General features: G+C 60.3%; 26 protein-coding genes and 1 tRNA gene. 12 read left to right on the forward strand and 15 right to left on the reverse strand.

Translation table 11 applies throughout. The features are described 5' to 3' along the window. Nucleotides 1–274 precede the first annotated feature (274 nt). From ACR0C9_RS15200 to ACR0C9_RS15225, 6 genes are all read right to left on the reverse strand, one after another. Complete coding sequence (locus ACR0C9_RS15200; RefSeq protein ID WP_480781384.1) at nucleotides 275–1,054, reverse strand: SDR family oxidoreductase; 780 nt, start codon at nucleotides 1,052–1,054, stop codon at nucleotides 275–277. A gap of 21 nt (nucleotides 1,055–1,075) precedes the next feature. Further along, entirely contained in the window at nucleotides 1,076–2,047 is a 972-nt protein-coding gene (locus tag ACR0C9_RS15205; protein WP_480781385.1) for a calcium/sodium antiporter, read from the reverse strand. Then, nucleotides 2,044–2,214 carry a hypothetical protein gene (locus ACR0C9_RS15210; RefSeq protein WP_170522062.1) on the reverse strand — a complete coding sequence of 57 codons (171 nt, stop codon included), beginning with the start codon at nucleotides 2,212–2,214 and terminating at the stop codon, nucleotides 2,044–2,046. The genes ACR0C9_RS15205 and ACR0C9_RS15210 overlap by 4 nt, the downstream gene beginning before the upstream one ends. 1 nt (nucleotide 2,215) lies before the next feature. Further along, nucleotides 2,216–3,013, reverse strand: a complete 798-nt coding sequence (locus ACR0C9_RS15215; RefSeq protein WP_170633508.1) for a S49 family peptidase — start codon at nucleotides 3,011–3,013, stop codon at nucleotides 2,216–2,218. A 114-nt stretch (nucleotides 3,014–3,127) separates the two neighbouring features. Continuing rightward, entirely contained in the window at nucleotides 3,128–3,889 is a 762-nt protein-coding gene (locus ACR0C9_RS15220) for an ABC transporter permease (RefSeq protein ID WP_170453233.1), read from the reverse strand. Further along, nucleotides 3,886–4,815 carry an ABC transporter ATP-binding protein gene (locus ACR0C9_RS15225; protein ID WP_170737341.1) on the reverse strand — a complete coding sequence of 310 codons (930 nt, stop codon included), beginning with the start codon at nucleotides 4,813–4,815 and terminating at the stop codon, nucleotides 3,886–3,888. Before ACR0C9_RS15225 ends, ACR0C9_RS15220 begins: the two co-directional genes overlap by 4 nt. A 204-nt stretch (nucleotides 4,816–5,019) precedes the next feature. On the opposite strand from ACR0C9_RS15225, the gene ACR0C9_RS15230 reads away from it, so the two are divergent. Continuing rightward, nucleotides 5,020–6,129 (forward strand): CaiB/BaiF CoA transferase family protein, encoded by a 1,110-nt coding sequence (locus tag ACR0C9_RS15230; RefSeq protein ID WP_480781386.1) that lies wholly within the window; start codon nucleotides 5,020–5,022, stop codon nucleotides 6,127–6,129. 58 nt (nucleotides 6,130–6,187) lie between these two features. On the opposite strand, the gene hemE is transcribed toward ACR0C9_RS15230, so the two are convergent. Beyond that, a complete protein-coding gene (gene hemE / locus ACR0C9_RS15235; RefSeq protein ID WP_480781387.1) occupies nucleotides 6,188–7,222 on the reverse strand; it encodes a uroporphyrinogen decarboxylase in 1,035 nt (344 codons plus the stop codon). A gap of 106 nt (nucleotides 7,223–7,328) precedes the next feature. On the opposite strand from hemE, the gene hemC reads away from it, so the two are divergent. Then, nucleotides 7,329–8,291 (forward strand): hydroxymethylbilane synthase, encoded by a 963-nt coding sequence (hemC, locus tag ACR0C9_RS15240; RefSeq protein ID WP_480781388.1) that lies wholly within the window; start codon nucleotides 7,329–7,331, stop codon nucleotides 8,289–8,291. Nucleotides 8,292–8,503: 212 nt separating this feature from the next. Here hemC and ACR0C9_RS15245 read toward each other — a convergent pair whose 3' ends face one another. From ACR0C9_RS15245 to ACR0C9_RS15270, 6 genes are read right to left on the reverse strand one after another with little or no spacing between them, the layout of a single operon-like run. Further along, a complete protein-coding gene (locus ACR0C9_RS15245) occupies nucleotides 8,504–9,790 on the reverse strand; it encodes an aminotransferase class III-fold pyridoxal phosphate-dependent enzyme (protein WP_170453238.1) in 1,287 nt (428 codons plus the stop codon). A gap of 34 nt (nucleotides 9,791–9,824) precedes the next feature. Next, nucleotides 9,825–10,931 (reverse strand): enolase C-terminal domain-like protein, encoded by a 1,107-nt coding sequence (locus ACR0C9_RS15250; protein ID WP_170453239.1) that lies wholly within the window; start codon nucleotides 10,929–10,931, stop codon nucleotides 9,825–9,827. Further along, complete coding sequence (locus ACR0C9_RS15255; RefSeq protein WP_480585471.1) at nucleotides 10,928–11,212, reverse strand: cupin domain-containing protein; 285 nt, start codon at nucleotides 11,210–11,212, stop codon at nucleotides 10,928–10,930. Before ACR0C9_RS15255 ends, ACR0C9_RS15250 begins: the two co-directional genes overlap by 4 nt. Then, nucleotides 11,209–12,315 carry a mandelate racemase/muconate lactonizing enzyme family protein gene (locus ACR0C9_RS15260; protein ID WP_480781389.1) on the reverse strand — a complete coding sequence of 369 codons (1,107 nt, stop codon included), beginning with the start codon at nucleotides 12,313–12,315 and terminating at the stop codon, nucleotides 11,209–11,211. Before ACR0C9_RS15260 ends, ACR0C9_RS15255 begins: the two co-directional genes overlap by 4 nt. After that, nucleotides 12,312–12,890 carry a dimethylsulfonioproprionate lyase family protein gene (locus tag ACR0C9_RS15265; RefSeq protein WP_170453241.1) on the reverse strand — a complete coding sequence of 193 codons (579 nt, stop codon included), beginning with the start codon at nucleotides 12,888–12,890 and terminating at the stop codon, nucleotides 12,312–12,314. Before ACR0C9_RS15265 ends, ACR0C9_RS15260 begins: the two co-directional genes overlap by 4 nt. Further along, the gene (locus ACR0C9_RS15270; RefSeq protein WP_480781390.1) at nucleotides 12,887–13,969 is read right to left on the reverse strand and encodes an alcohol dehydrogenase family protein; all 1,083 of its coding nucleotides are present in this window, start codon (nucleotides 13,967–13,969) and stop codon (nucleotides 12,887–12,889) included. Before ACR0C9_RS15270 ends, ACR0C9_RS15265 begins: the two co-directional genes overlap by 4 nt. A gap of 96 nt (nucleotides 13,970–14,065) precedes the next feature. On the opposite strand from ACR0C9_RS15270, the gene ACR0C9_RS15275 reads away from it, so the two are divergent. The 8 genes from ACR0C9_RS15275 to ACR0C9_RS15310 all read left to right on the forward strand — a co-directional run bounded on the left by ACR0C9_RS15275 (nucleotide 14,066) and on the right by ACR0C9_RS15310 (nucleotide 22,125). Then, the gene (locus ACR0C9_RS15275) at nucleotides 14,066–14,953 is read left to right on the forward strand and encodes a MurR/RpiR family transcriptional regulator (protein ID WP_170453242.1); all 888 of its coding nucleotides are present in this window, start codon (nucleotides 14,066–14,068) and stop codon (nucleotides 14,951–14,953) included. Between the two features lie 158 nt (nucleotides 14,954–15,111). Continuing rightward, nucleotides 15,112–15,810, forward strand: coding sequence for a hypothetical protein (locus ACR0C9_RS15280; RefSeq protein ID WP_170522044.1), 699 nt, complete (start codon nucleotides 15,112–15,114; stop codon nucleotides 15,808–15,810). Next, nucleotides 15,807–17,117: a hypothetical protein gene (locus ACR0C9_RS15285; RefSeq protein WP_480781391.1), complete on the forward strand. Its 1,311-nt coding sequence runs from the start codon at nucleotides 15,807–15,809 to the stop codon at nucleotides 17,115–17,117. The genes ACR0C9_RS15280 and ACR0C9_RS15285 overlap by 4 nt, the downstream gene beginning before the upstream one ends. Further along, nucleotides 17,107–18,063, forward strand: a complete 957-nt coding sequence (locus ACR0C9_RS15290) for an AAA family ATPase (protein WP_170522040.1) — start codon at nucleotides 17,107–17,109, stop codon at nucleotides 18,061–18,063. Before ACR0C9_RS15285 ends, ACR0C9_RS15290 begins: the two co-directional genes overlap by 11 nt. Nucleotides 18,064–18,080: 17 nt before the next feature. Next, nucleotides 18,081–19,343 carry a DUF58 domain-containing protein gene (locus ACR0C9_RS15295; RefSeq protein WP_480781392.1) on the forward strand — a complete coding sequence of 421 codons (1,263 nt, stop codon included), beginning with the start codon at nucleotides 18,081–18,083 and terminating at the stop codon, nucleotides 19,341–19,343. After that, nucleotides 19,343–20,338, forward strand: a complete 996-nt coding sequence (locus ACR0C9_RS15300) for a stage II sporulation protein M (RefSeq protein ID WP_480781393.1) — start codon at nucleotides 19,343–19,345, stop codon at nucleotides 20,336–20,338. The genes ACR0C9_RS15295 and ACR0C9_RS15300 overlap by 1 nt, the downstream gene beginning before the upstream one ends. After that, the gene (locus tag ACR0C9_RS15305) at nucleotides 20,335–21,228 is read left to right on the forward strand and encodes an RDD family protein (RefSeq protein ID WP_480781394.1); all 894 of its coding nucleotides are present in this window, start codon (nucleotides 20,335–20,337) and stop codon (nucleotides 21,226–21,228) included. Before ACR0C9_RS15300 ends, ACR0C9_RS15305 begins: the two co-directional genes overlap by 4 nt. 120 nt (nucleotides 21,229–21,348) lie before the next feature. Continuing rightward, entirely contained in the window at nucleotides 21,349–22,125 is a 777-nt protein-coding gene (locus ACR0C9_RS15310) for a hypothetical protein (RefSeq protein ID WP_480781395.1), read from the forward strand. A gap of 74 nt (nucleotides 22,126–22,199) precedes the next feature. Here the strand turns inward: ACR0C9_RS15310 and ACR0C9_RS15315 are convergent, their stop codons facing one another. Together ACR0C9_RS15315 and ACR0C9_RS15320 are read right to left on the reverse strand one after the other, a co-directional pair. Further along, entirely contained in the window at nucleotides 22,200–24,422 is a 2,223-nt protein-coding gene (locus ACR0C9_RS15315) for a CHASE2 domain-containing protein (protein WP_480781396.1), read from the reverse strand. 40 nt (nucleotides 24,423–24,462) lie between these two features. After that, nucleotides 24,463–25,365 (reverse strand): FecR family protein, encoded by a 903-nt coding sequence (locus ACR0C9_RS15320; RefSeq protein ID WP_480627070.1) that lies wholly within the window; start codon nucleotides 25,363–25,365, stop codon nucleotides 24,463–24,465. 345 nt (nucleotides 25,366–25,710) lie between these two features. Between ACR0C9_RS15320 and ACR0C9_RS15325 the strand changes: the two genes are divergently transcribed. After that, nucleotides 25,711–25,800 (forward strand) — tRNA-Ser (locus ACR0C9_RS15325). Between the two features lie 144 nt (nucleotides 25,801–25,944). Next, nucleotides 25,945–26,208, forward strand: a complete 264-nt coding sequence (locus tag ACR0C9_RS15330; protein ID WP_480781397.1) for a hypothetical protein — start codon at nucleotides 25,945–25,947, stop codon at nucleotides 26,206–26,208. The last annotated feature ends 441 nt before the right edge of the window (nucleotides 26,209–26,649 follow it).

Here is a 26,649-nt window from a genome sequence, read left to right on the forward strand (position 1 = left end):
TCCCTGACAATGGCTGCAATCTTGCGCGTCTCAGTTCAAGAGAAAACAAATCCACGGTTTCTGTGGATAAGTGTGAAGATAAGTTTCCGTGAGGCTGGATTTTTCCTTGTTTCCTTGCTGTTTCGTCAAGTTGCACAAAAAATAGGCAATGCCATATCGTATTGTTTTCAAATGTTATTTTTTTGAACACTTAGCAAGTGCATGAAAAAAAAGACATTTTTGTAACGGGCAGGTAACACGAATGAGAGCGGTGCAAAACTTGCACGGGAATTGCTTATTCTACCCCCAGCACATCCGGCGTCTGCCACCCAAGATGCTGCCCGCCATCCACGCACAAAAGCTGTCCTGTGACCGCATGCGCATCCAGGAAATAGCCCAAGGCTGCCGTGATATCAGAAGGATTCGCCCCGCGTTCCAACACGGTGTTGGCGCGCTGCGCCTGAAAATGCGCCTCGGACTGGCGGTGGCCTTGCATGGTTGGCCCCGGCCCGATGGCATTGACGCGGATCGAGGGCGTCAGCGCCTGCGCCGCCGTCCGGGTCAGTGCCCACAGACCCATCTTGGCGATGGTGTAAGTCATGAACTCGGGCGTCAGCTTGCGCACCCGCATATCGACCATGTTGACGATTAGCCCAGTCGCCACAGGCTCACCCTGAGCATCTGTTTCGGGCTGCAAACCCTGTTCGGCCATGGCCTGCGTCAGCACAAACGGCGCGCGCAGGTTGCTGTCGAGGTGCCGGTCCCAGCTTTGGCGCGTGGCGGTTTTGATGTTGTCGTATTCAAAAATCGAGGCATTGTTCACCAGACAGGTGATCGGCCCGCCCAGCGCCTCGGCCGCGCGTGGCAGCAAAGCGGTGACCTGAGCCTCATCCAGCAGATCAGCCTGCAGGGCAACGGCTTTCCGGCCAAGGGCCTCAACCTGCGCAATAGTCTCTGACGCAGGTCCTTCGGACGTCGCGTAATGCACCGCCACATCATACCCGCGCCCGGCCAGATACAGCGCCATGGCGCGGCCCAGACGGATACCGGCTCCGGTCACTAACGCTCGGGTCATGGGCTACCTCTTTCTGTCAGATCACATCAGCAATGTGGTGACATAAAGCGCATAAAGGAAAGTCAAAACCAGACCCCAGATCCGGGAAATGTCCTGTTTGAAGAACACAAACGGGATCAACAGCAACGATGCGCCCAGCATGACCCACAGATCGAATTCCAGGAATTCCGGGTCGACAGGGATGTTGCCGAACCATGTGGCGATGCCGACGATGGCCAAAAGGTTGAACATGTTCGACCCGATCACATTGCCCAGCGCCACATCCGCCTGACGCCGCAGCGCCGCCATAACGGTTGTGGCCAGTTCGGGCAGGGACGTCCCAACCGCAACCAGAGTCAACCCGATCACCGTCTCGCTGATCCCGTACATCCGCGCGATGACGGTGGCGTTGTCCACAAGCAAATGCGCGCCCATGGGCAGGCCGATCAGACCCAGGATCAGGTAAATCGAGATCTTCCAGTACGGCATGTCCGGGTCGGCCTCTTCCAGACCGTCCAGTTCCTCATCCTCGGCACAAGCCCCTTCGGCATCGGCGCAGGCCTTACGATGCGCCTTTGCCTCGCGGAACGCATTCCACAGAACAAGGCCAAGCGCGGCCAGCAAAATGGCACCGCTGACCAGATTGAAGACCCCGCAAAACGCCAGACCGATGAACAACACACTGGCCAGCAGCATGAACACATAGTTCTTACGACTGTCACACTCGCTGGTGTGCAGGGTCGCCAGCAAGGCAGGGACACCCAGCACCAGCAGAATATTGGCGGTATTGGACCCGACCACGTTACCCAGCGCGATCCCCGGCGCGTTTTCCTTCAACGCGCTGATCGCAATCAGCAACTCGGGGGCCGAGGTGCCAAAGGCCACAATCGTCAGGCTGACAATCAACGCTGGTACACCCAGCCGCAAGCTCAGGTTCACCGCACCGCGCACCAACGCATCGCCGGCCAGCAGCAGGATCACCAACCCAAGGCCGGAGAGCAGCCATGCCGTCATGTCCGGCCTCCTTTTTCGCAGGCACAGGGGCCCTTGCCGATCCGAAACCGGCCACAGCGCGGGCATTTTGCGGAACTCAACCGCTTTTGCCCCGGAAAGCGCAGCTTGCCGAACATCGCCAAAACACCCATGGCGACCAGAAACAAAGTGACAATCTTGATGATCACGTCACAAACCGAAACGCGCGTAAGCCGCCCGCTCCTCTAACCCTGCAATGGCGTCCTGCGCCAGCGAGGCCCCAAAGCGCGACCAGATGGGTTTGCGCAGACCGTAGCGGCGGAATTTGACCTTTTCGCCGAACCGTTCCTGCATCTTGGGTTTCAGATGGGCGATGCCTTCGATCAGACCCAATTCCTGCGCGCGTTTTGCCAGCCAGACCTCGCCCGTGAAAAGATCGGCATTTTCGTCCAGCTTGTCGCCCCGGCGGGCTTTGACATGGGCAATGAAGTTTTCATGGATGTCGCCCAGCAGGCCTTGCAGACGCTTCACATCCTCTTTCTTTTCCGGCCGGAAAGGATCAAGCATCGATTTCGACTTGCCTGCCGTATGCACGCGCCGTTCAAACCCCTGCTTTGCCAGAAACTCATGCGCCCCGAACCCGGCCGAGATCACCCCGATTGATCCCAGGACCGAGCTGTCGTCGGCCCAGATTTCATCCGCCGCTGCGGCCAGCCAATACCCGCCCGAGGCAGCAACATCCTCGACAAAGGCAATCACGGGGATCTTCAGTTCGTCTGACAACCGCCGAATCCGCGCCCCGATCAGCGAGCTTTGCACCGGCGATCCACCGGGCGAATTGACCTCAAGCGCGACGGCAACCGGTTTGCCTTTGCGAAACGCCTTCTCCAGCACGGGCGCCAGAGAGGTGTCGTTCAACGCCCCGCGCCCGGCCATACCAATGGCTCCGGACAGGCGCACGACGGCCACAACGGGGTGCTTTTTGACAAACGGCAGGCTGAGTTTCATGCGTGCCGATGTAGAGTGCCCCCAACGTCTAAACAAGGGACTCTCAGATCGCAAAACGTGACGTGAGACAATTTCCTGACATCAATGGGCAAAAATGCAACGCCCGCCAGTGGCCTAGCTGCGGATGCGCCAACCGGTTTTGAAGATCCATCCGATGACGCCAAGACAGATCCCCGTGAAGGCCACAATCGCCAGCAGGCTGAACACAATCGGCACATCTGCAAGCCCGTAAAACGACCACCGGAAGCCCGAGATCAGGTACACAACCGGGTTGAACAGGGTGATGGTCTGCCACAGCGGCGGCAGCATCGAGATTGAATAGAACGTTCCGCCCAGAAAGATCAGCGGGGTCACGACAAGCTGCGGAACCAGCGACATCTGCTCGAAATTGCTGGCCCAGATGCCAATGATGAAGCCCAGTAGGGAAAAGCTGAGACAGGATAGGATCAGAAACGCCGCCATGGCAAAGGGGTGTTCGATGCGAATATCCACAAAAAAGGTTGCCGTGATCAGGATCACGATTCCCACAAACAACGCCTTGGTCGCCGCCGCGCCGACATAACCAATCACGATCTCGATAAAGTTCACGGGGGCGGAGAGCAGTTCGTAAATCGTACCCAGAAACTTGGGAAAATAGATACCGAAAGAGGCGTTCGAGATCGACAGCATCACCACCGACAACATGATCAGCCCCGGCACGATGAAGGCCCCGTAGGAGACGCCCTCGACCTCTTGAATCCGGCTGCCGATGGCAGTGCCGAAAACGACGAAATACAAAGACGTGGACAGGACAGGCGACAGAAAGCTTTGCGCCAGAGTGCGGAAAAACCGCGCCATTTCAAATCGATAAATGGCGGCAACGGCTGACCAGTTCATGCAGGCTCTCCCGACACCAGATTGACAAAAATCTCTTCCAGGCTGGATTGCCGCGTCTGAACGTCCCGCAAGACAAGCCCGGCCTGCGCCACATCATTCAACAGCGTGGTGATCCCGGTTCGGTCGGCATGAGTGTCATAGGTGTAAACCAGCGCGTCGCCATTGCCGTTCAGAACCAGATTATGCGCCGCCAGAGCGTCGGGAATGTCCGTTATTGGCTCGGTCAGCATGACCTCGATCTGCTTCTTGCCCATCTGCGCCATCAGCGTGTCCTTATCCTGTACCAGCAGCAACTCCCCCTTGTCGATGACCCCGACGCGATCGGCAATGGCTTCGGCCTCTTCGATGTAGTGGGTGGTCAGGATGATGGTGACACCGGCCCGTTTCAATTCGGCCACGATCTCCCACATATCCTTGCGCAGCTCGACATCGACCCCGGCGGTTGGCTCATCCAGAAACAACACACGCGGCTCATGCGCCAGCGCCTTGGCGATCAACACCCGGCGCTTCATCCCACCGGACAGCTCCTTGATCGCATTCTTGCGTTTGTCCCACAGAGACAGTTTGCGCAGAATTTCCTCGATCCGCGCACTGTCATGGCCGTGGCCAAACAAGCCGCGCGAAAACCGCACCGTGTTATAGACCTTCTCGAACGGCTCCAGCGCGATCTCCTGCGGCACAAGCCCGATCATCTTGCGGGCGGCGCGAAACTCGGTCTGAATGTCATGCCCGCCAACGGTGACCGACCCTGAACTGAGGGTGGTGATACCACAAACCGTCGAGATCAAGGTGGTCTTGCCCGCCCCGTTTGGCCCCAGCAGCGCCAGAATCTCACCCTCTTCGATATCCAGCGACACGCCTTTCAGCGCTTCAAACCCGTCAGCATAGGATTTGCGCAAATCCTTTATGGACAAAATGGCGGTCATGCACGGTCCCCGTTTTGGCCGACCATATCCCGCGATCCGCATGCGGAACAGGTCACTTCCGCACAGTGTTCTGAGCATTTTTGCCGAAAGGTCAATCAGAGTGCGACACACACCGCCCTGATCGCCCACTGCGCTGTGGCCAGAAACGCATTGATCCCCTGCCCGCCTGCCGATACCCCGAAGGCCGCACCATGGAGGAACCGAATGCTTAACGGAATACGTGTTATCGAAATCGAAGGGCTGGGGCCCGCGCCGTTTGCCGCCATGTTGCTGGCCGATCTGGGTGCCGATGTGATCACCATCCACCGCAAATCCGGCAACCCCACGCCCGGCATGCCGGACCAGTCGGTTCTGGACCGGGGCAAACGGTCAATCGCGCTGGACCTCAAGGACCCCGACGATCTTGAAACGGCCAAACGCCTGATCGACACCGCCGACGCCCTGATCGAAGGGTTTCGCCCCGGCGTGATGGAAAAGCTTGGCCTTGGGCCCGACGCCTGTTTTGCACGCAATCCCAGGCTGGTCTTCGGGCGGATGACCGGCTGGGGGCAGGACAGCCCGCTGGCGCAAACCGCCGGGCATGATCTGAACTACATCTCCCTGTCGGGCGCACTCTGGTACGGCTCGACACCCGACACGCCGCCCCAAACCCCCGCCACACTGGTCGGCGACATCGGCGGCGGCGCGCTCTATCTGGTGTCGGGCCTGCTGGCGGGTCTGATCAATGCGCAACGGACCGGGCAAGGCACCGTCGTCGACGCCGCCATCTATGATGGCTCGGCCCATATGATGAACCTGCTGATGACCATGCGGCAAACCGGCAACCTGTCCGATACCCGGGGCCAAAGCATGCTGGACGGCCCGCATTGGAGCCGCACCTACACCTGCGCAGACGGGCGCTATGTTACGGTGCAATGCCTCGAACCCAAGTTCTACGTCCAATTCCTGCACCTCATGGGCCTGACCGACGATCCCGACTTCACCCAACAATTCAACCCGGCCCTCTGGCCCGATCAAACCCGACGCCTCGCTGCGCTGTTCTGCAAACACCCGCGCGATCACTGGGCGGCGCTGTTTCAGGGCACCGATGCCTGCGTCGCCCCGGTACTCAGCCCGACCGAAGCCCTGACACACCCGATGAACAAAAGCCGCCAAACCTGGCAGACGGTGGATGGCACCCTGCAAGCCGCCGCCGCCCCGCGATTCCCGAACCACCCCTGGACTGCCAAACCCAGCCCAACCCGCGGCGAACACAGCGCGGGCATCAGAGCCGAGCTAGACAAGCAGCGCGGATCCGCCCCTTCATCTGGCTAAAAATATCTCGGGGGTTGAATTGGCCGCAGGCCAAGAAGGGGGCTGGCCCCCTTCCCCTTTACCGCCCCCGCACCGTGTCGATCATCAACTGAACATTCTCGGGATCCGCGTCCGGTGTAATCCCATGCCCAAGGTTGAAGATATGCGGCCCTTTCGAGAACGCCTCGACAATGCGCCGCGTCTCATCCACCATCGCCTGCCCGCCGGTCACCATATGGGACGAGGCCAGATTGCCCTGCACGCAACCATCCACCTGAACATGTTCTGCCGCCCAATCGGGCGCGACCGAGTTGTCCAGCGCCACGCAATCCACGCCGGTCTCCTGTGCAAACCCGATATAACCGTCACCTGCCTCACGCGGGAAGCCGATAACCGGGATGCCGGGATGCCGGTCCTTGATTGCCTGAGTGATCACCCGGCACGGCTCGACCGCATATTTCCGGAAGGCTTCACCTTTCAACGATCCGGCCCAACTGTCGAAGATCTTGACCACTTCGGCCCCGGCCTCGATCTGGGCCGAGAGGTATTCGATCGTCGCCAGCGTAATCCGCTCTAGCAATGCCTCGAACAATACGGTGTTCTCTTCCCGCAGCGCATGGGCAGGCCCCTGATCCGGCGTGCCGCGCCCGGCGATCATATATGTCGCCACCGTCCAGGGTGCCCCTGCGAATCCGATCAGCGTGGTCTCGGACGGCAGTTCCCGCGACAGGATGCGAACCGTCTCGTAGACCGGCGACAGGGTCTCGTGAATATCCTCAACCGGTCTCAGCGCATCAAATTCCGACTGCTGCATGATCGTCGACAGACGAGGCCCCTCGCCTGTCACAAACCACAAATCCGCACCCAGCGCCTGCGGCACCAAAAGAATATCGGCAAACAGGATCGCCGCGTCGAACCCATAGCGGCGAATGGGCTGCAAGGTGACCTCGGCCGCCAGATCCGGGTTATAGCAAAGCGACAGGAAATCCCCCGCCTGCGCCCGGGTCGCGCGGTATTCGGGCAAATACCGACCGGCCTGACGCATCATCCAGATCGGCGGCACATCCTGTACTTCACCCGCCAGTGCCCGCAGCAGTTTTTTCGTCTCGGCCATTGTCATCCCCAGAAATCAGGTTTTGGCAACGGGTCGGCGCTCAGTGGCAATTTGTCAAGCTCTGCCCCCATTGTCAGGGCAATGTGACGCGACTAAAGCTGTGCGTATGACTTTGACCCTGCCCACCCCCGCATCACCTCTCAGAATTGGGACCCGAGGCTCGCCGCTGGCTCTGGCTCAGGCCTACGAGACGCGCCAAAGGCTGCGTGACGCGTTTGATCTGACCGATGACGCGTTCGAAATCGTTGTGATCAAGACCACCGGTGACAACCGCGCGATGATTGATGCGGATCGCCCGCTGAAAGAGATCGGCAACAAGGGCCTGTTCACCAAGGAAATCGAAGAGGCGATGCTGCGCGAGGACATCGACATCGCCGTGCATTCCACCAAGGACATGCCGGTGGCACAGCCCGACGGGCTGGTGCTGGACACGTTCCTGCCGCGCGAGGATGTGCGGGATGCGTTCATCTCGCCGCATCTGCAATCGATTCACGACCTGCCCGAGGGCGCGGTGGTCGGCACCTCGTCCCTGCGCCGCCGGGCGCAGCTTTTGAACCGCCGCCCGGATCTGAACGTCGTCGAGTTTCGCGGTAACGTTCAGACCCGGCTGAAAAAGCTGGCTGATGGCGTGGCGGATTGCACCTTTCTGGCGATGGCGGGCATTCGGCGGCTGGATATGGATGAGGTTCCGGCAACCGCAATCTCGCCAGACGATATGCTGCCCGCGATTGCGCAAGGCACGATCGGGATCGAGCGGCGCAGCAATGACACCCGCGCGGCCGCTCTGCTGGAGGCCATTCACCACGCTGAAACCAGCCAGCGCCTCAGCGCTGAACGGTCCCTGCTGGCGGCGCTGGACGGATCCTGCGAAACCCCCATCGCCGGTCTGGCCGAGATTCAGGAGGGCCAACTCCGCCTGCGCGGTGAAGTCCTGCGCCCCGATGGATCAGAAGCGATTTCCGAGGATACCGTTGGGTCCATCGAGGATGGGGCCGAGATGGGACGCGCAATGGCCGAAATCCTGTTGAAAAACGCAGGCCCCGGTTTCTTCGATTGGAGAAACTCCTGATAATTTTAACCAATGTGAACTAATTCACTGTTCCACGTCTCAGATTGCGGCAAGACTGTGATCATACCGGCTGAAAAGTTGGATCAGTCTCGAAATGTATCGAAGAGTTTCAGATAGTTGGTGTTTTAATAAGTATTCGAGGGGGCGAGGCTGAGCCCGACATTCAGAAGGTGCAGGGTCGCTGTTGGAAACAACAGCGACCCGACTATTTTCTAGCCTTGCGTAGTCTCGCTGAGCGCTGCGACCGCGTGATGAATGGCGTTCTGCGTCTGCTCCAGATCGGCCTCGGTAATCGCCAGTGACGGGTATAGCTTGCCCGGTGATTTGAACACACCATGGGATCGCAGAACCTCGTTGAACACGACGTTGTGCTTGGGGTCATCATGTTTGGCGCTGCGATAGTCTCGGCAGGCATTGTCGGTGAAATAAACATCGAACAGGGTCACGTCCCCGCAAATCTGATGCGCGATGCCGGCCTGTTCCAAAGCGCCCGTCAGCATCTGCTGCAACCGGGTACCGATACCGCGCAAACGGTCATAGGTCCCCTCGCGGCGCAGAATCTCCATCGTTTTCAGACCGGCAACCGACGCGACGGGATTGCCGGACAGGGTTCCAAGCTGCATCAGCCATCCCTCCTGACCGACCTGCGCCTTGTCGAAATGCTTCATGATCTCGGCACTTGCGCCCAACGCTGCCAAAGGAAAGCCGCCGCCGGTGATTTTGCCCAGGGTGCAGATATCGGACGTAACCCCATACCGCTCCTGCGCCCCGCCATAGTCCAGCCTGAAGCCGGTGACGATTTCATCGAAGATCAGCAGCACGTTATGCTTGTCGCACAATTTGCGCAGCCCTTGCAGATAACCGGGCATCGGCGGGATGATCCGCTGCAACGGTTCGGCCATGACGGCGGCAATGTCGTCATGTTCATCCAGCAGCGCCGCCACCGCCTCAAGATCGTTGTAAGGCGCAATCAGCATCTGATCGGCCACGCCTTGCGGAATTCCGGCGCTGTCGGGCACGGCTTGCGGGAAATTGACCTGGCGGCTGGGGGCCAGGCTCATCTGCGCCTCGGCGCTCATGCCGTGATAGCCGCCTTCGAATTTCAGGATCTTGTCGCGCCCGGTATAGGCCCGCGCCAGCCGGATCGCATACATATCCGCCTCGCCGCCCGAAGCGACAAAGCGCACCTGTTCGCAGCAGGGCACCGCGTCGATGATGGCCTCGGCCAGTTCGATACCTTTGGTGTTGTTGGCAAAGAAGGTCATGCCTTTGGGCAATTGCTCCAGCACGGCCTCCATCACCTCGGGGTGGCCATGGCCCAGCAGCATCGGCCCCGATCCGATCAGGTAGTCGATATATTCGTTTCCATCTTCATCCCAGACGCGGCTGCCCTCGCCGTGCGAGATGATGATGCCCGGATCGAAATTCCCAAACCCGCCTGCGGGCAAAACAGCCTTCGCGCGGTCGATCCATTCGGATTGAGTGTTGATCTTCAGCATGTCACGCGATCTCCATATTCAATAAAATCAGTGTCTATTCGTAAACGGCAACCGGATCGCCCAGCGCGTCTTCATCCGGGTGTACGCCAAGGCCGGGGGTCTCGGGCAGGTGCAGGTGACCGTCGACATTGCGGGGGCCGCGACCGCCTGCAATGTCAACGGTCAGCATGTCCTGACAGGACCAGACGGCATGGCAATTGTCATCCGGGATGGTGGCTGCCAGATGCAGCGCTTCGGTATCAGCCAGCACGCTGCCACCCGTGGCCATCACGAACATGTCGATGCCATGGGCCAGCGCAATATCCCGCATCCGCGCGGCTTTGGTCAGGCCGCCGACGCGGTTCAGCTTGATCCCGAATATCTCGGCGATCCCGTCACGCGCGATGCGGGCAGCGTCCTGTAAGCTCACAAGGCTTTCATCCACCGACACGGGCGAGGCGTGCTGGCCCGAGAGTGCGGCGATATCGTCCAGCGTTTCGCCGGGTTGTTCGAACATCACATTCAGGTCTTCGCAGGCGCTCAGGACCCGCAGGGCCTGTTGCCGGGTCCAGCCGCGATTGACGTCATAGAGGACAATCTCACCCGGTCGCCGGATGCTTTCGACGTCGCGGACCCGCGCAATATCACGTTCGACATTGCCGCCAATCTTCACCGAATGGGCGATGTAGCCCCGGCTGCGATAGCGTTCCATCACTTCGCGGGTTTCTTCGACCGTTTTGGCCCCGACCGAGGACGCAATCGGGCGCGGTGTCCTGGACCCGCCACCCATCAGATCAGCAATCGGAAGCCCAGCCGCCTGTCCGGCAATATCCCAGCACGCCATGTCGATGGGGCTTTTGGCATAGAGATGCCCCGGCAAGGCCAGATCCATCGCCCGTTCCACATCCAGAACCTTGCGTGGATCAAGGCCCAGGATGAAAGGCGCCATCGTTTCAATCCCGGCGCGAATGCCCGGCCCGTGTGCAGGCACATAGGTGTGGCCCCACGGGGTACCCTCACCCCAGCCAGTCAGGCCGGCATCGGTTTCGATCTTCACCAGCGTCGCGTCCAGCATTTCGAACTTCAACCGCCCACCGGACAGCCAGTAGGGATGCTCCAAAGGCAGATCGACGTGATAGACCGAAAGTCGGGAGATCTTCATTTCAATTCCACTTCCACGAAGGACATCGGGGCATCCCCGGCATTGATGACATTATGTTCGACCCCTTCATCGCGGCGATAAGCGGTTCCGGCGGGCACGGTCACCTCGTTGACCGTTCCGTCCGGCAGATCCAAACGCATGTGGCAATCGGTAATCGCCGTGATGACGTAATCCATCGCATGGCGATGCCATCCGGTTTCCGCACCGGGCGCAAAGTCAAACCGCGTCACGCGCACGCGTGCGTCGTCGATCATCTGAGTGGCAACGGCCTGTGGTCTCATAACGCGTACTCCGCCAAAGGCGCGCCGAGGCTTTCGAAATCCGGTTTGACACCCAATCCGGGCGTGTCGGGCGCGTATAGCTTGCCGTCACGGGCAGTCGGGCCGCCGATGCCGGTGGATCGGGTGTTGTAGTTCATAAGGTCAGTTGTGTTCTGCAGGTACTCTGGCGGGGTTGAGGCGGCGAAATGGGCCACAACCGAGGATGTGATCTCGCCGCCCCATGTATCCTCGCTGACAACCGGGATGCGGTTGTCGACCAGATAATCCCGCACCCGCCGCGTCTTGCTGATCCCGCCGAGGTTCGAGATTTTCAGGCAACAGATCTCGGCCCCGCGATCCGCGACGATGCGCTGCGCCGCGTGGATACCGGTGACGCATTCGTCCAGCTTCATCGGCTGTTCGGCAACGCGGCGCACCTGTTGGCATTCCTCATAGGTGCGGCAGGGCTGTTCCAGAATGAAATCCAGATCGCGCGTGGCGCGGGCCACCCGGATCGCGTTGGCCACGCGCCAGCCCTGATTGGCATCGGCCATCGCCTTCTCGCCCGGTTTCAGCAAGGGAACCGTGGTGCGGATACGGTCAATGTCGGTGGCCCAGTCGCTGCCCACCTTGACCTGAAACTGCCGGTAACCCTGATCGCGGTAACGATCCATCTCGGCCACGGTCTCATCCACCGCCTTCTGCGGCGCAACCCGGTACATTGGCGCGCCGTCGGTCAGCTTGCCGCCCAGCAGCATCCAGACCGGCTGATCGCAGGCTTGCCCCAGAATATCCCAGCAGGCCGCATCGAAGGGGGCCTTGGCATAGCCGTGGCCCTGCACCAGATGATCCATAAACTGCTCGATCCGCGCCACCTGACGCGGGTCTTGGCCCAGAAGGTGCGGAGCCAACAGCCGCGCCAGCGCACCCACGCCTTCGGAATGGGCGACCATGTAGTTTTCACCGCAGGGCGTGAACTCGCCACAGCCTTGCAGGCCGGCATCGGTGTCGATGACCACGACCGAGGCGGTGGCGGTTTCGATGGCGTTGCCAGCCCCCCAGACATATGCCCCGCCGACATACGGAAGCCCGGTCTGATAGACGCGTATCCGAGTGATTTTCATGCCGCATCCATTCTGGGCAGATCGCCCATTCCCTCTCCGCGCCACAGCACAAAGGTCAGGATCGGTTGATCGGTTGTAACCATCGCGTGGCTTTGCCAACTGGTATGCAGGCGGGTCTGATCTGTCCCGACAACACCCGTATTCTCGGTGGTTTTGAATTCGGCACCGCCTGCAAGGGTCAGATAGATTTCCTCGGCCTGATGGCTGTGCCAGTCGTAATTCAGCCCCGGCCCCCAATAGGCGATGTAGCCGCGCAATTGGGTCGAGTGGAAATGACCCGTCGGCCCGAACAGCTCGTAATACCCATAGCGTCGCAGGAAATCCGCACCGACCTCGTCTTCGGTATAGGTCTGTTTCCACTGCGCCAGATGCGATGTGGCACAGATGGCGGAAATAAGCGGCTGGGTCAGATTGCTGCCCGCGATTTCAAAGTCCTTCACCAGATCAGCCGCCGGAATATGATTGGCCGTCAACGGGTAAGGCGACAAATCCGTGGGCCACGAACCAAACGCAGACAGGTCGGGATGCGCCTGATGCAAGCGCCGCGCGGCTTCGAGCACATCATCCAGTGTCATGGGATCACCACGATATTGCCGGTGTGTTGCTTGGCAATGAACGCGGCCTGCGCGTCCCGCAATTCCTCCAGCGGATAGGTCGCGGCGAGGGCCGGTTTGATCTCAGCCGCTTCGATGTATTTCACGAGGTTCTGCATGACCTGAGGGTCAATCACGGTCGAGCCTGTGAAGGTCAGATCGCGCAGGTAGAAGGTGCGCAGATCAAACTCGACCATCGGGCCAGCGATGGCCCCAGAGCAGGTATAGCGCCCGCCGCGTTCCAGAATGTCGATCAGCTGCGGCCAGTACGGCCCGCCCACCACATCGGCGACAACGGTAATTTTCTCGGCCCCAAGCGCCGCGCGCAGATTGTCAGGCGCGCGGGGCAGGATCATGTCGGGGCCCAGCTTGGCGACGTCCTCGTGCTTGGCCTCGGACGCCATCGCGATGACACGCGCGCCCCGGCGTTTGGCCAGTTGCACCAGCGCGCCGCCAACGCCGCCGGATGCACCCGGCACCAGAACCGTGTCTGCGCTGGTCACATTGGCCCGGGTCAGCATCCCTTCGGCCGTTGAGTACGAGCAAGAGAATGTGGCGAGTTCCGCATCCGACAGGTCCGACGTGATCGGCACCGCATTCATCGCAAGCGTTGTGGCATATTCGGCAAAGCCGCCATCCCGCTCGGACCCGTAGTATCCGGCCTTGTCCATGTTTTGCGGATCGTCGGGATCGCGCAACCAGCCGTCTGTTATCACCCGCTGTCCGATACGCGCGCTGTCCACACCCTCACCCACGGCAACGATATGACCGCAGATATCGGCCCCCTGAATGCGCGGGAAGGTGATGGGCGCGCCGCCCCAGGTGGGATCGTCTTCGCCGACTTCCTCGAACGCGCCGCCGGTTGTGGCATCAGTTACGGTCTTCGAGTACCAGCCGGATCGCGTGTTCACATCCGTATTGTTCAGCCCGCAGGCGGCGACGCGGATCAGCACTTCGCCCGCCGCGGGTTCGGGGCGCGGCCAATCCTTGTGCAGCACCATTTGCTCAAGACCGCCGTGACCCATGGTCACCATGGCTTTCATTGTGTCGGGCAGACTCATCCTTTAGTCTCCTGAGTTGGGCCACAGGTCGATGCGCGTTTCCCGGCCTGCGATTCTGCTCGACAGGCTAATTTCACAACTGTACCATCGTCAATCATGAATGACACAAATGTATCATCAATCGTCCTGGATCGCCTGACCGAGGAATGGGACGCCCTGACGCCCGAGGCCCAGAAAGCCGCGCGCTATGTGCTGGAAAACCCCACAGATGTGGGCGTGTCCACCGTGCGCGAGATTGCCGAGGCCGCCAACGTCAAACCCAACACTTTTGTCCGCATGGCACGGCAGGTCGGCTTCGAAGGCTACGAGGATTTTCGTGCCCCGTTCCGGCAGGCCATCCGGCAGGGGACGGTTTCGTTTCCCGACCGCGCCCGCTGGTTGCAGGAAATCGGCAAATCCGGTGAGATGGGTGGCCTTTACGCCGACATGATCGGTGCCACGATCCGCAATATTGAAGAGACATTTGCCGGTATCGATGCCGACCGGCTGCGCGCTGCAGCCGAAGATATTTGGAACTGCCGTCAGATTTTCACGCTGGGCGTCGGCGTCAACAATTCAAACGCGCGGAACTTTACCTATCTGGCCTCGACCGGGATGAAGCAGTTTCACGCCATTCCCCGCTCGGGCTCGACCCCGGTGGATGATCTGGCCTGGGCAGATGAACAGGACGTGCTGATTGCGATCACCTGCCATCCCTACCGGACCGAGGTGATCGATGCGATCAAACTTGCCCGCCAGCAGGGGCTGACGGTTGTCGGTATCTCGGACAGCCCTGCCAGCCCGGTGATCCTGAACGCGCAGCACGGATTTGTCGTGGCAGCCGACACGCCGCAATATTTCCCGTCCTCTGTGTCGACCATCGCCTTGCTGGAAACGCTTCTGTCCTTCGTGATCGCGGTATCCAGCGATGAAATCGTCGAACGGGTTGAGCGGTTTCATCAGCGCAGGCACCAGCTTGGGCTATACGCGGCGGAACCGGAATAAGATGCCCGGCACCCTGAACGCCTGAGCCATGCCACTCACCTGCGTTTCAGCGCCAAAAAGGCCGGGTAGACCGAGTTGATACGAGGTCATGAACAATCCATACGAGAATTCCGCACAGGTTGTTGCCTGCCTTGCGAGAGTGATCTATCGATACCGGAATGAGATCTGGTTTTGCCATTGTTTCAGCGTTTTTCTTATGCGCCTTTGCCCCTGCCCAAGCGCAGGAAACCACGCTTTCCCGACCGGATCTGAGCGCGTCGGGGCAAGACTATCTGAAAGCCGTTCGGTATCGCGGAATTGACATGGACGTTGTCTATTTCGACCCCACGCAACCCGCGCCGCCGCTGGACACAAATGCAACGCCGCAACCCGACCGGTCTGTCGAGCTGTCCGTTGACAACCGCTGGATCGTCGGCGGGCTGTCTGCGGTCATACTGATTTTCCTGACCTTATTCATTTACAACACTGCCGGGAACACTTCGGTCTCGTTCCGCAAATCCGTGGGCAATGCGCGGCGCAAACGCGGGCGGGACGACCCAGAGTTATCGGACACCGGGCAGAACATTCCCGATCTTGACGCGCTTCTGAAATTGAAAGATCGCGATCTGGCGGTCACCGGGTTGGCACAACTGGCGCTGAGCCATTGCCTGTCCAAAAACGAGGTGCTGTTCAAACGCAGCTGGACCCATCGCGAGGCCCTGCGCAGCATGCCGCAAACCCTTTGGTACATCCCCGACCTGCGCGCCCTGGTTCTGGCCAGTGAACGCGTCAATTTCGGCCATCACTCGATCACCGAGGGCGATTTTGAGGCCCTTCTGAACCGGATCAGGCCCGTCCTGCGCGAGGTCACCGCATGAGCGATACGACCAGCTTGCCCCCGACCGATCGCATCCGGCTGGATTGGATCATCGTGGGCGTTGTGGTCGCGGTTTGCGTCGGGATTTTTCTGTATGTCATGGCCGGGCGGCAATACGCCCTGCGCGAGTCGGCCAGCGGGTTTGATGGTCTGGATCGCTGGCTGAACAGCCAGTCCCACATAACGCAGAGCTTTACCGGTGGCTGGCCTCTGGACCGCAGCACCGTGGGTCTGCTGGTGCAGCCGGTCTATGACACGCGTCTGGACACAGATCGCAACGCGGCCAGAACCAAAGAAGAACTGCTGTTGCAGGCGGATGAGTTCGATCAGGAGACCGAGGTGATCCGCGACAAGGTGCAATCCGTGCCCAGCCTGGTGATCCTGCCCAAATGGCGCAGCGGAATGCGCCTGACCGGGTTCGGGCATCCGTTTCTGATGTCTCCGCGCGCTGAGATTCAGACCATCCTGCACCAGATTGCCGGTACTGATGTCGGGCCGATGGCTTTGGCGCGCCGTCCGTTTTCCGACTACGCACTGGCCGCTGACCCGCAACTGAAGGCCCGTATCTACGCCGCCCAAACCTTTGCCGGACGCGGATGTGACCCCATCGTCGGACGGGCCGGAGAGATGCTGCTGGGCGCGTGCCCTCTGCCAGGGTCCGAGGACGGCCAGAAGGTCTATATCCTGTCAGACCCTGATCTGCTGAACAATCACGGGCTGACGCTGGGCGATAATGCATGGATCGCGGCGCAAGTTCTGCCCGAAATCGCGGGCGATCAGCGCATCATCATTGATTACAGCGATCGGAATTGGCTGACCGCGCCAGAACTCGTTGAGGCCCGCGAACGCACGTGGGACGACCTCAAGCGTTTGTTTGAACCACCGTTCCGCTCGCTTTGGATCGGCGCAGGGCTGTTGCTGGCCTTAGCGATCTGGCGGGGCGGGGTGCGCAGTGGCCCGGTGATCGATATCGCCCCAACGCTGGGCACCGGCAAACGCATGGCCAACCGCGCAAGGGCACGGCTGATGCGTATGACAGACCAGGACGGTGCAATGCTGTCCGATTATGTTGATACCCGCCTGCGCGCCCGCGCGGCGGCGGTGTTCGGCAGCACTTACAAGATCATGGGCACACCGGAAGAGGCCTATCTGAAATATGTCCGAGCCCGAAAACCTGACCTCGCGGCCCGACTGGACGCGCTGATCCAAACCATTCGCGCCCTGCCCCCGCATCTGGCGGCGGCAGACGCCATTTCCCACATTGACCAATTCGAAATGATACTGGAGCACCTTGCCGATGAATCTTGAAGACCTGTTCGCCCGCGCCGAGGCCCTGCGGGCCGAGATCGGCAAAGTTGTGCAAGGCCAGCAAGAGGCCGTCGATCTGCTGTTGACGGCCTTGTTTGCACGCGGGCATGTGCTGCTCGAAGGTCCTCCGGGCACGGCCAAAACGCTGCTGGCGCGCAGCTTTGCAGGGGCGCTGAACCTGCAATTCGGGCGCATCCAGTTCACCCCCGATCTGATGCCGGGAGACGTGCTGGGCACCTCGATCTACAATTTCCAGACCAGCGAGTTTGTTCTGACCAAAGGCCCCGTCTTCAGCCAGATCCTGCTGGCGGACGAGATCAACCGCGCCCCGCCCAAAACGCAGGCCGCGCTGTTGCAGGCGATGAATGAGAGGATGGTGACGATTGACGGCACCGACCACCTTCTGGGTTCGGAATTCATCGTGGTCGCCACCCAGAACCCGATTGAACAGCAAGGCACCTATCCCCTGCCCGAGGCGCAGTTGGACCGGTTTCTGTTCAAGGTGAACCTGACCTTCCCGCCCGAGGATGTGGAACTGTCGATCCTGCGCCAGCACGCCAATGAGCCGCTGGATTTTCTAAGCGCGACGCAGACCGTACAGCCGCTGCTGGATGCGCCCACCATGGCGGCGGCGCGGCAGTTGATCGACGGGATCGTGCTGGATGACGACATTCTGGCCTATATCCTGCGGCTGGTCCGCGCAACGCGCGAAAGCGCAGATATCGCCTTTGGCGCCTCGACCCGCGCCGCTGATGCGATTGCCGGGGCGACGCGGGCCACGGCGGCCCTGAACGGGCGCGACTTTGCCATCCCCGACGACGTCAAAACCCTGATCATCCACGCGCTGCAACACCGGATCGTCCTGTCCCCTTCGGCCGAGATCGAAGGGCGCGGCGCGCGGCAGGTGCTGGAAAACATCCTCAACCAGATCGAGGCCCCACGCTGATCCGGCCATCCCGCATATTGCTGATCGCGGCCTGCGCAGCGCTGTGCCTGACGCTGCTGGCGATCGTCCTGGGCGACGCAACTCGTCCCATCGCCGGGTTGCCGTGGCTTGTGCTGTGCGGTCTGGCGATCCTCGACCTGTTGCTGTCCTGGCCCCGCCGCCGGTATGTCTCGGTCGAGCCGATATCGGATATCTTTGTGGGCGAAGAGGGGCAAATTGATCTGTCCGTCTCCCCCGCCGCGCCGGGGATGCGGGGAGAACTGGACTGGCCCGCCGGACTGGACGGACCGTCGGTGTTTGATCTGTCGGGCGGAACTGCCCAGATCCCGTTTCGCGCCAGCCAGCGGGGCACATGGGCGCTGTCCAACCTGTGGCTGTCCTGGCCATCCCGGCTGAAAATGTTCGAACTTGTTCCCAAGCTGGCCTTTGGCTTGTCGGTGGCTGTCGTTCCCAATATCCGCCGCGTCATGTCGGGTGAGATTTCGACCACCGTGCAATCGCGCCTTTACGGCGTAAAGGAAAACCGCGCCATCGGTGAAGGCACCGAGTTCCATCAGTTGCGTGACTTCGTGCGTGGTATGGATGCCAGTTCGATCGACTGGAAACGCTCGGCCCGGTATCGCTCGCTTGTGGCCAAAGAGGTGCGGGCCGAGCGCAACCACCATGTGATCATCGCGCTGGATAACGGCTATCAGATGCGAGAGCAGGTGGCAGGCCTGCCCAAGATCGACCACGCCATCACCGCCGCGCTGGCCACCGCCTGGGCCGCAGCCATCGGGGGCGATCTGGTCGGGCTGTATGCCTATGACGCCAAGCCGCGCATGTTCCTGCCGCCGGAACCGGGGCGCACCGCGTTCAACCGGCTGCGCAGCCGCACCGCCGAACTTAGCTATGAAAGCGTCGAGACCAACCACACCTTGGCGATGACCGAGTTGAACGGGCGCACCCCGAAACGCAGCCTGATCATCGTGTTTTCGGATTTCGTCGATACGACCACGGCCGAGTTGATGGTCGAAAACGTCAGCGTTCTGGCCAAGCGGCATCTGATCGTCTTTGTCACCTTGCGCGATCCCATCCTTGAAACGCAGGTCAATCAGGCCGCCGAGGATATGGATGGCGTGGCCGAGACGATCTCGACCGGGCAATTGCTACGCGAGCGCCGCCTTGTGCTGGAACGGTTGCACCAGTTGGGTGTGACGGTGATTGACGCGGAGCCGGGCGAGGTGTCGGCCCGTTTGATCTCGACCTATCTGGAAATCAAAGCGCGAGAGATGATCTGATGGCTGACAGCGACCTGATCCGCTCGGCCCGGTTTCGGCGGGAACGCGAAGGCGACTGGCTCAGATTGTCCGATCTGGTAGACAAGGCCGAAAATCAGGGCCTGCACCGCATGAGTTTCCAAGAGGCCCGCGATCTGGCCGATCTGTACCGTCAGGCGACCACGTCCCTGTCCATCGCGCGCGAGATTTCGCTGGATCGCGCCTTGCTGGAGTACCTCGAAGCCCTGACCAGCCGCGCTTACCTCAGCATTTATGCCCCGCAGCAACGGTTGGGTGGGACCATCCGCAGGTTCCTGACCAGTGGTGGCCCTCGGGCGATGCGCGCCTCGTGGCGGGTGACGCTGCTGGGGTTTTTGTGCATGGCGGCGGGGGCGCTTGCGGGGTATTTCTTCTATTTCGACAACCCCGAATGGTTCTATGTCTTCATGCCTTCCGAACTGGCCGGGGGACGCGGACCGGAAGCCACCACCGCCTATCTGCGGGCGGCCATTTACGGCGAGGATGAAGCCTCGGGCCTGGGGGCCTTTGCGACCTATCTGTTTTCACACAACACCCGGATCGCCATCTTTGTCTTCGGGCTCGGCGCGTTTCTGTGCGCCCCGACGGTCATGCTGGTGTTCTATAACGGCTTGATATTGGGCGTCTTCTACGCCCTGCATATCGACCGGGGGCTGGGCTGGGACATGTTCGGGTGGCTGTCCATCCATGGCGTGACCGAGCTGTCGGCGATCTGTATCGCAGCCGCAGGCGGGTTGAAGCTGGGCCTCGCCGTCCTGTTTCCCGGCCATCACACGCGGCGCGCAGCATTGCGCGCGGCAGGCCATGATGCGGTCAAACTGGCTGTGATCGCGGCCCTGATGTTGGTGGTTGCGGCGCTGCTGGAAGGGTTCGGGCGGCAGTTGGTTCAGGATCGATCAATCCGAATTGCAGTCGGCTGGGGCGTCGGTGCGCTGTGGCTTGCGTGGTTTGTGATGGGCGGAAGGAAGCGGTCATGACCCAACCCGCGCTGGACCGTCTGTTGCCGCCCGAAGGCGTGCCCCTGTTCTTCCGGGTCGCTGGCGTTGGCGTGCGAACCGCAGCGCAGCTTACCGATCTGCTGATCACCGTCGCTGCGGCGGTGGCCCTGTTCCTGCTTGTCGCCGCCTTCGATATGGTGACACCCAGCACTGCAATGGCCATTGGCGCGATGCTGTTCTTTATCACCCGCATCCCCTACTACGCCGCGTCCGAGCTGATCTGGAACGGCCAGACGCTGGGCAAGAGGCTGCTGAAAATCAAAGTGGTCGCGGCGGATGGCCAGGCCCTGACCACTCAGTCGCTGGTCGTGCGCAACCTGATGAAAGAGGCCGAGATCTTTCTGCCTGGCACGCTGGTTCTGACCCTGACGACCGAGGCGGTTGTGCCATCGCTTTTGTCGCTGGCCTGGGTGCTGGGCGTTCTGGCCGTGCCCCTGTTCAACAAACGCCGCCAGCGTCTTGGGGACATCATCGCCGGAACCTATGTCATCCACCTGCCGAAACCCATTCTGTTGCAGGACATGTCCAACGCCATGCGGCCCCGGACCAATGCGCAATCGTCCTACAGGTTCCTCTCGCATCAGTTGGAACATTACGGAGCCTTTGAATTGCAGACGCTGGAATCTGTTTTGCGCAATGCCAATCGCGCAAGCGGGCCCGAGGCTTACAGTCGTCAAAAGGAAACCCTGGCCGCGATTTTCGCGCAGGTGCGCCGCAAGATCGACTATGCCGATCCGGTGCCGGAACAGGATCATCAAGCCTTTCTTGAGGCCTTTTACAAAGCCCAGCGCGCGTTTCTGGAACAGCGCCAGTTGTTTGGTGACAAACGCAAGGACAAACACCACACCTTGAAAAACGAAGACGCCTAGGCGCCCCTGTTGCCGTTTTACCCAAGGGCGAAGCTTTAGTCGCGACTTCCTCTTGCGGATGACCGGTGGCGCGCGGCTTTATTGGCCCAGAACCCAAAGATCTTTGTTCAGGAATTGACGATGGCCGACACAACAAATCAGCACATTCACATCCCCTTTGGCGTTGGCACTGTGATCAGTGACACGTTTTCGATTTTCTTCCGCAAGATACATATCGTTCTGCTGCTGGGCTTCATTCCCGCGCTTGTCGACGTGATCCTCAGCCTGTGGCTGTTTGACAGCTCGTTCGAAACGACGCCCGCCGCCGAAATTGACTGGGCCGCGTTCTGGCCCGCCTTTGCCGGGCTGGTTCTGGTGTCCATGGTTGCCGTCGCTTTCACCTCGGCCATGGTGATCCAGTTTGCCTATGACACCAAGCTCAACCGCCCGGCCCAGATCGGGCGGTATTTCGCCTCGGCGTTCAACAACCTGCCCGCGATTGCAATCCTGTCGATTGTCACCGGTATCCTGACCATCATCGGCTGGGTGATGCTGGTGGTACCGGGCATTTGGCTCTACGCGGTTTTCTCGGTCGTGGTTCCCGCCATCGTCATTGATCGGGCCGGGTTTGGCGCCATCGGGCGCAGCGCGGAACTGACCAAAAACTACCGCTGGCCCATTGTCGGCGCATTGATCCTGATTGTCCTGTGCATCTTGCTGTTTGCCGCCGCCATCGGTTTCATCTTTGGCCTGGCGTTGCTGTCCTTCGACTCGCAAGGGGCAGAAATCATCTCGGAAAGCATCGGATCAGCAATTGGGTACGGGTGGACCGGTGTTGCCATCGCGATGATCTTCGCCCGCCTGAAGGAGATCAAAGAGGGCGTCAGCGTATCCGATCTGGCGGATGTCTTCCGGTAGTCGACGAAAATGGCCCGGTGGTCGCCAAGGCCACCGGGTGTCTTGATCCCCGACCGATCTTGCAAAAACAGCCGTCACTGCCCTGCGGCGCGGTGGCTGAACAACACCTGGTTTGACTGCACATCCGACCTGAAATCCGCCGCCCGACCGGGAAGCGCGTCATAGAATGCGCTTAGTCCCGGCTCGATGTCCGCTGCAAGGCTGGCACAGTCCTGACACCTCGCCCGGACCAGATCGTGCGATGCACCGTCCTGAATGGACGCGATCAGGGACTTGTGCGTCTCGGCCAAGGACTGAAACGCCGCGCTTTGAAGAACCGGTTTGTCACCGACCAGAATGTAAACCGGTTCCAGTTCGGCCTTGCCTTTCAGTTCCACAAACCCGGCCTCAAGCACCGCCAGCTCGGTTCGTGTGTCATCAACAACCGCGCGCGAGATCACGATGTCATAATTGACATGGCGGCAGCTTTGTTCCAGCCGGGCGGCGACATTCACCACATCCCCGATGACGGTATAGTTGAACCGCCGCCGCGAACCGATGTTGCCAACACAGGCCCGTCCCGTTGCGCATCCGGTTGCCAAGGCAATCGGGGGTCGCCCGCGCATGACCTCGGACCCGTTGAACCCCACCAGCGCCTGCCGCATCAATAACGCAGCCTGCGCCGCCCGTGTCGGATGATCCGCAACCGGAAGCGGCGCGTTCCAGAACGCCATCACGGCGTCGCCGATGAACTTGTCGATGGTGCCCTGCTGCGCCAGAATCTGATCCCCGGCCTGCGAAAACAGCTCGTTCAATATGGCCACAAGATCGGTCGCCGACACGGATTCCGACAGGGGCGTAAACCCGCGGATGTCCGAGAACATCACGGTGATGTCCTGCGTCTCACCCCCCAGTTGCAGCGCATGGCCCGAGCCTTCAAGCTCGTGCAGAATTTCCGGTGATACGTAACGCGAGAAGATGCGGCGGATCACCCGCTTCTCGCGTTCGGTCGAAACGAACAGATACCCGGCCAGAACTCCGAAATTGGCCATACCCCCAAGAAGCGGGAAGGTGACATCGAACAGCACCAGATGGTTTCGAAAGGCCAACCAGCTGATCCCCAGAACAACAGCCGCCGAGATCCCTCCGGCCACGAATGAGGCCACCGCGCCCCGGCGTGTCATGACAACGATGACGACAAGGCCTAGCAACGCGAAGGCCAGCAATTCCAGCGCGGCGTTCACGTCTGAGCGGCTGATCATCTCGTCGGTCAGTATCTGCTCAAGCAGTTGCGCGTGGATCGACACGCCCGGAACGGATTCACCCAGCGCCGTCAGGTGCATGTCGAACAGACCCGCCGCAGAGGTGCCCACCAGAATGATCCGACCTTCGATCTGGGCGCGCATTTCCGGGTCGTCCCCGGATTGCATGATCCTGTTTGCTGGCAGATAGAGCGCCGGGTTCTCGTGGCGGTATCTGACCCAGACCTCGCCGTTTTCGGTGGTGGGCAGGATAAATGCGCCAATCTCGACACCCAGCATGATACCAGTCTCGTCCTGTGCGCCTTCGGCCAGAATGACCGACTCATCCATCGCAACCCGCAGCGCCTCGATCCCCAGCGCAGGCAGCGCGCCGTCGGGGCCGCCCCACAGCACCGGCACCCGGCGCACGACGCCGGTATCACCCATGGGCGAAACATTGACGCCGCCGATACCTGTCGCGTCCTGATCCAGTGGCGGGGCCAGCGGGGTCCATTGCGGCACGGACACCAGCCCCTCGGTCGGTTGGTCCCCGATTTCGATGATCCCGGCCTTGGCAAAAACGGGTTGATCTTCGCCGGACAGCCGCGCAGCAACGCCAAGCACAACCGGCCAATTGGCCATTTCGGCCCCGAACAGAACATCATTGTCCAAATCCGCCGCCGTGCGATCCACGGACAGCACACCTGACAATGCCGGATCATTCAACAGGCGCGCGGGGGAGTACCGGTCCGGCTCGGCAAACAGCATGTCGAAGGCGATTGCGGCGGCGCCATATTCCCCCAGATGTTCGACCATCTGCGCCAGCAAAGTGCGTGGCCAGGGCCATTGACCCCATGTCTCAAGCGCGGCCTCGTCGATATCCACCACGCGCACGGGCAGATCAGGATTAAACGCGCGCGGCGACAGGCGTTGCAGAATATCGAAATACACCAGACGCGACATCCTAACGGGATACGGGTCCAGAACCCGGATGAAACAGCCAAACAGGATCAGCCCCAGCCCCACGATCCGAAAAACGCGCCACCGACCGTTCTTTTCCTGCGGTTTTTTGGTCACATCAACCTCGCTGGACAAGCGAAAGGGTCAAGGTCCGGCCCTATTCGGATTCGCGTTCTGGCTGACCGGTTGGGTTGCCCTGACCAGCCCCGGAAGGCGCGGCGGGCGAAGATTCACCGCCGCCGCCCTCTGGTCCGGGCGTTCCGGGGTCGCCTGTCGAAGGGGGATCGGGCGTTGGATCCGGTTCGGGCCGCGAGGGCCGCGATGGCTCGGGTTCGCGCGCCCGCGCTTCGCGCCTCTCCGGCCCATCAGGTTTCTCGGGCCGTACCGGAGCAGCCTCGCGCGCGCAGCCTTCGATATTGACCCGCAGCGGGACAAGCAGCCGTTCCTGCGCCTGTATGAACGGGAAGCCGCTTTGGATCGCTTTGTCATATTGCTCCTGATCGATCGGACGCCCGACACGGCCACGCTGACTGGTGGCATACAGGCTGCATTGCCGACCTGTAGACCGGCACCCGCCATTCAGACCACACATCTGAACCGTGCCCTGCAACACCAGCATCGAGCTTTGATTGCCCGGCGCGATCCATATGTCAAAAATCGTACCCCGCACGGCCATGGTCGCCGTCGGCGTGCGGACGGAATACGCCCGTTTCCGGCTTTTGCCGGATATGAACCTGAAACTGCCGCCCAGCGCCTGCACTGCAAAGCTTTTGGCCTTGCGATTTCCCCGCAGCATCTTGACGTCCAGCACCATGCTGGCATTGGGTCCGATGGCGATCTTCGTCTCGTCCACGAAAATCAGCTGCACCACACCGCTGCGATCCGTCGAGATCGCATCGCCCGAGGCGACCTCCATCCCCATCTTCAACGGCTGCCGGTTTCCGTCACGCGTGATCTCGGCCCCCGGTTTGACCGCCACGACCGTTCCGATATTCGCCAGCACCTGAGATGGAATGATCAGCAGGCAAACCGCAACACAAAACACTTTTAACCAGGCCAACAGTCTTTCCTTCCCCCAAAGGTAATGTCCGAGCGTTCAACGCCCGCTGCCCGGTTTTTTTGCCCCCTGCGTAAAGTCTTTGCGCTATCATTTATTTGTTAAATACAGACAAATATGCCGTAAACATCGCATTCTTTGCAAGTATTTCAAAAAAACACCCTTCCCAGACAGTGTTGTGCGGGCCTTGGTGCAAGGACTTCCGTGCCAACCAAACGCCCAACCAACATGTCAGACGCAGCGCCTTGGGATCGAGCGTTTCGGATTGGAGATTTGAGCTCAGAAAAATGACATGAGGCTAAGAATCGACCTTGTATCTCGGTGACATGCACGGATATACCCGTCGGCGGAGACGTGGCCGAGTGGTCGAAGGCGCTCCCCTGCTAAGGGAGTAGGCGGGAAACCGTCTCGAGGGTTCGAATCCCTTCGTCTCCGCCACTTCAATTCGGCAATGCATTGTTTTTTAAAGACAATCGTATGCTCTAGTGCATTGCACCCCACATAAAAGCCCACAACTTGTCGCTGGTTCGTCCGTTACGTTCATATTTCTAAACTTGGACACTTAAATGGAAAGGAAACGAGATGACGACCGATTCACCAAAAGAACTCTGCGACGAAATGCTGGGCTTAGCGATGGAAGCCGCAGGCCTGGCCGTCGCGCTGGACAACGCGATCTTCTACGACAACGGAGGCTTACAGGGCATGCACCCGCAAACACGAAGGGCTCTGGACGGCATCGTGAAGTCGCTTTGCAGATCCACCGATATGCTTGTCGATCAGATCGAGGCGCTCGATCTATCAGTCGACTGGCCCGCGTCAGCAAAGCCAAAGCTGGTGCAAAGCTAATCACCGATCAGGTCGGCCGGACATGTTGGACCGGCTGGCCTCGCCCATTGCTCAATTCGCCATACCCCCACCCCCTTCTCACACAACCACTTGACACCCCCGCCCCCAAAAATCGGCCCGCGTGCGTAGTTATCCATGCAACCGCTCACGACGTCGGTCAAATCGGTTCTAGATTTTTTGGGGGCCTCAATCGGTCTAGCTAAAGCCATTTCTCAACACTGATCCATTTGCAACTTTAAGGGCTCAACGCCAAGTCAGCCAGCAGGAGCGGTATAGAGAACTTCTACCTCATCGTCGGCGGTGAACAATTCTATTTTCGCTACACCCTGATATGCCAAGCTTAAGCCTGCTTCTCGTATATTCGCCTCGTAGTCAGGTGGGGCAACGATACTACCAATCTGTTAAACGAAGGAGAGCGCCCACGGAAAACGCCTGCAACAG

It is taken from the genome of Ruegeria sp. C12 (genome assembly GCF_056537745.1).

Bases quoted from the DNA above. Each gene is read 5' to 3' on its own strand.
- ACR0C9_RS15200 (WP_480781384.1), bottom strand. From the start codon at position 1,054: ATGACCCGAGCGTTAGTGACCGGAGCCGGTATCCGTCTGGGCCGCGCC.
- ACR0C9_RS15205 (WP_480781385.1), bottom strand. From the start codon at position 2,047: ATGACGGCATGGCTGCTCTCCGGCCTTGGGTTGGTGATCCTGCTGCTG.
- ACR0C9_RS15215 (WP_170633508.1), bottom strand. From the start codon at position 3,013: ATGAAACTCAGCCTGCCGTTTGTCAAAAAGCACCCCGTTGTGGCCGTC.
- ACR0C9_RS15220 (WP_170453233.1), bottom strand. From the start codon at position 3,889: ATGAACTGGTCAGCCGTTGCCGCCATTTATCGATTTGAAATGGCGCGG.
- ACR0C9_RS15225 (WP_170737341.1), bottom strand. From the start codon at position 4,815: ATGACCGCCATTTTGTCCATAAAGGATTTGCGCAAATCCTATGCTGAC.
- ACR0C9_RS15230 (WP_480781386.1), top strand. From the start codon at position 5,020: ATGCTTAACGGAATACGTGTTATCGAAATCGAAGGGCTGGGGCCCGCG.
- hemE (WP_480781387.1), bottom strand. From the start codon at position 7,222: ATGGCCGAGACGAAAAAACTGCTGCGGGCACTGGCGGGTGAAGTACAG.
- hemC (WP_480781388.1), top strand. From the start codon at position 7,329: ATGACTTTGACCCTGCCCACCCCCGCATCACCTCTCAGAATTGGGACC.
- ACR0C9_RS15245 (WP_170453238.1), bottom strand. From the start codon at position 9,790: ATGCTGAAGATCAACACTCAATCCGAATGGATCGACCGCGCGAAGGCT.
- ACR0C9_RS15250 (WP_170453239.1), bottom strand. From the start codon at position 10,931: ATGAAGATCTCCCGACTTTCGGTCTATCACGTCGATCTGCCTTTGGAG.
- ACR0C9_RS15255 (WP_480585471.1), bottom strand. From the start codon at position 11,212: ATGAGACCACAGGCCGTTGCCACTCAGATGATCGACGACGCACGCGTG.
- ACR0C9_RS15260 (WP_480781389.1), bottom strand. From the start codon at position 12,315: ATGAAAATCACTCGGATACGCGTCTATCAGACCGGGCTTCCGTATGTC.
- ACR0C9_RS15265 (WP_170453241.1), bottom strand. From the start codon at position 12,890: ATGACACTGGATGATGTGCTCGAAGCCGCGCGGCGCTTGCATCAGGCG.
- ACR0C9_RS15270 (WP_480781390.1), bottom strand. From the start codon at position 13,969: ATGAGTCTGCCCGACACAATGAAAGCCATGGTGACCATGGGTCACGGC.
- ACR0C9_RS15275 (WP_170453242.1), top strand. From the start codon at position 14,066: ATGAATGACACAAATGTATCATCAATCGTCCTGGATCGCCTGACCGAG.
- ACR0C9_RS15280 (WP_170522044.1), top strand. From the start codon at position 15,112: ATGAGATCTGGTTTTGCCATTGTTTCAGCGTTTTTCTTATGCGCCTTT.
- ACR0C9_RS15285 (WP_480781391.1), top strand. From the start codon at position 15,807: ATGAGCGATACGACCAGCTTGCCCCCGACCGATCGCATCCGGCTGGAT.
- ACR0C9_RS15290 (WP_170522040.1), top strand. From the start codon at position 17,107: ATGAATCTTGAAGACCTGTTCGCCCGCGCCGAGGCCCTGCGGGCCGAG.
- ACR0C9_RS15300 (WP_480781393.1), top strand. From the start codon at position 19,343: ATGGCTGACAGCGACCTGATCCGCTCGGCCCGGTTTCGGCGGGAACGC.
- ACR0C9_RS15305 (WP_480781394.1), top strand. From the start codon at position 20,335: ATGACCCAACCCGCGCTGGACCGTCTGTTGCCGCCCGAAGGCGTGCCC.
- ACR0C9_RS15310 (WP_480781395.1), top strand. From the start codon at position 21,349: ATGGCCGACACAACAAATCAGCACATTCACATCCCCTTTGGCGTTGGC.
- ACR0C9_RS15330 (WP_480781397.1), top strand. From the start codon at position 25,945: ATGACGACCGATTCACCAAAAGAACTCTGCGACGAAATGCTGGGCTTA.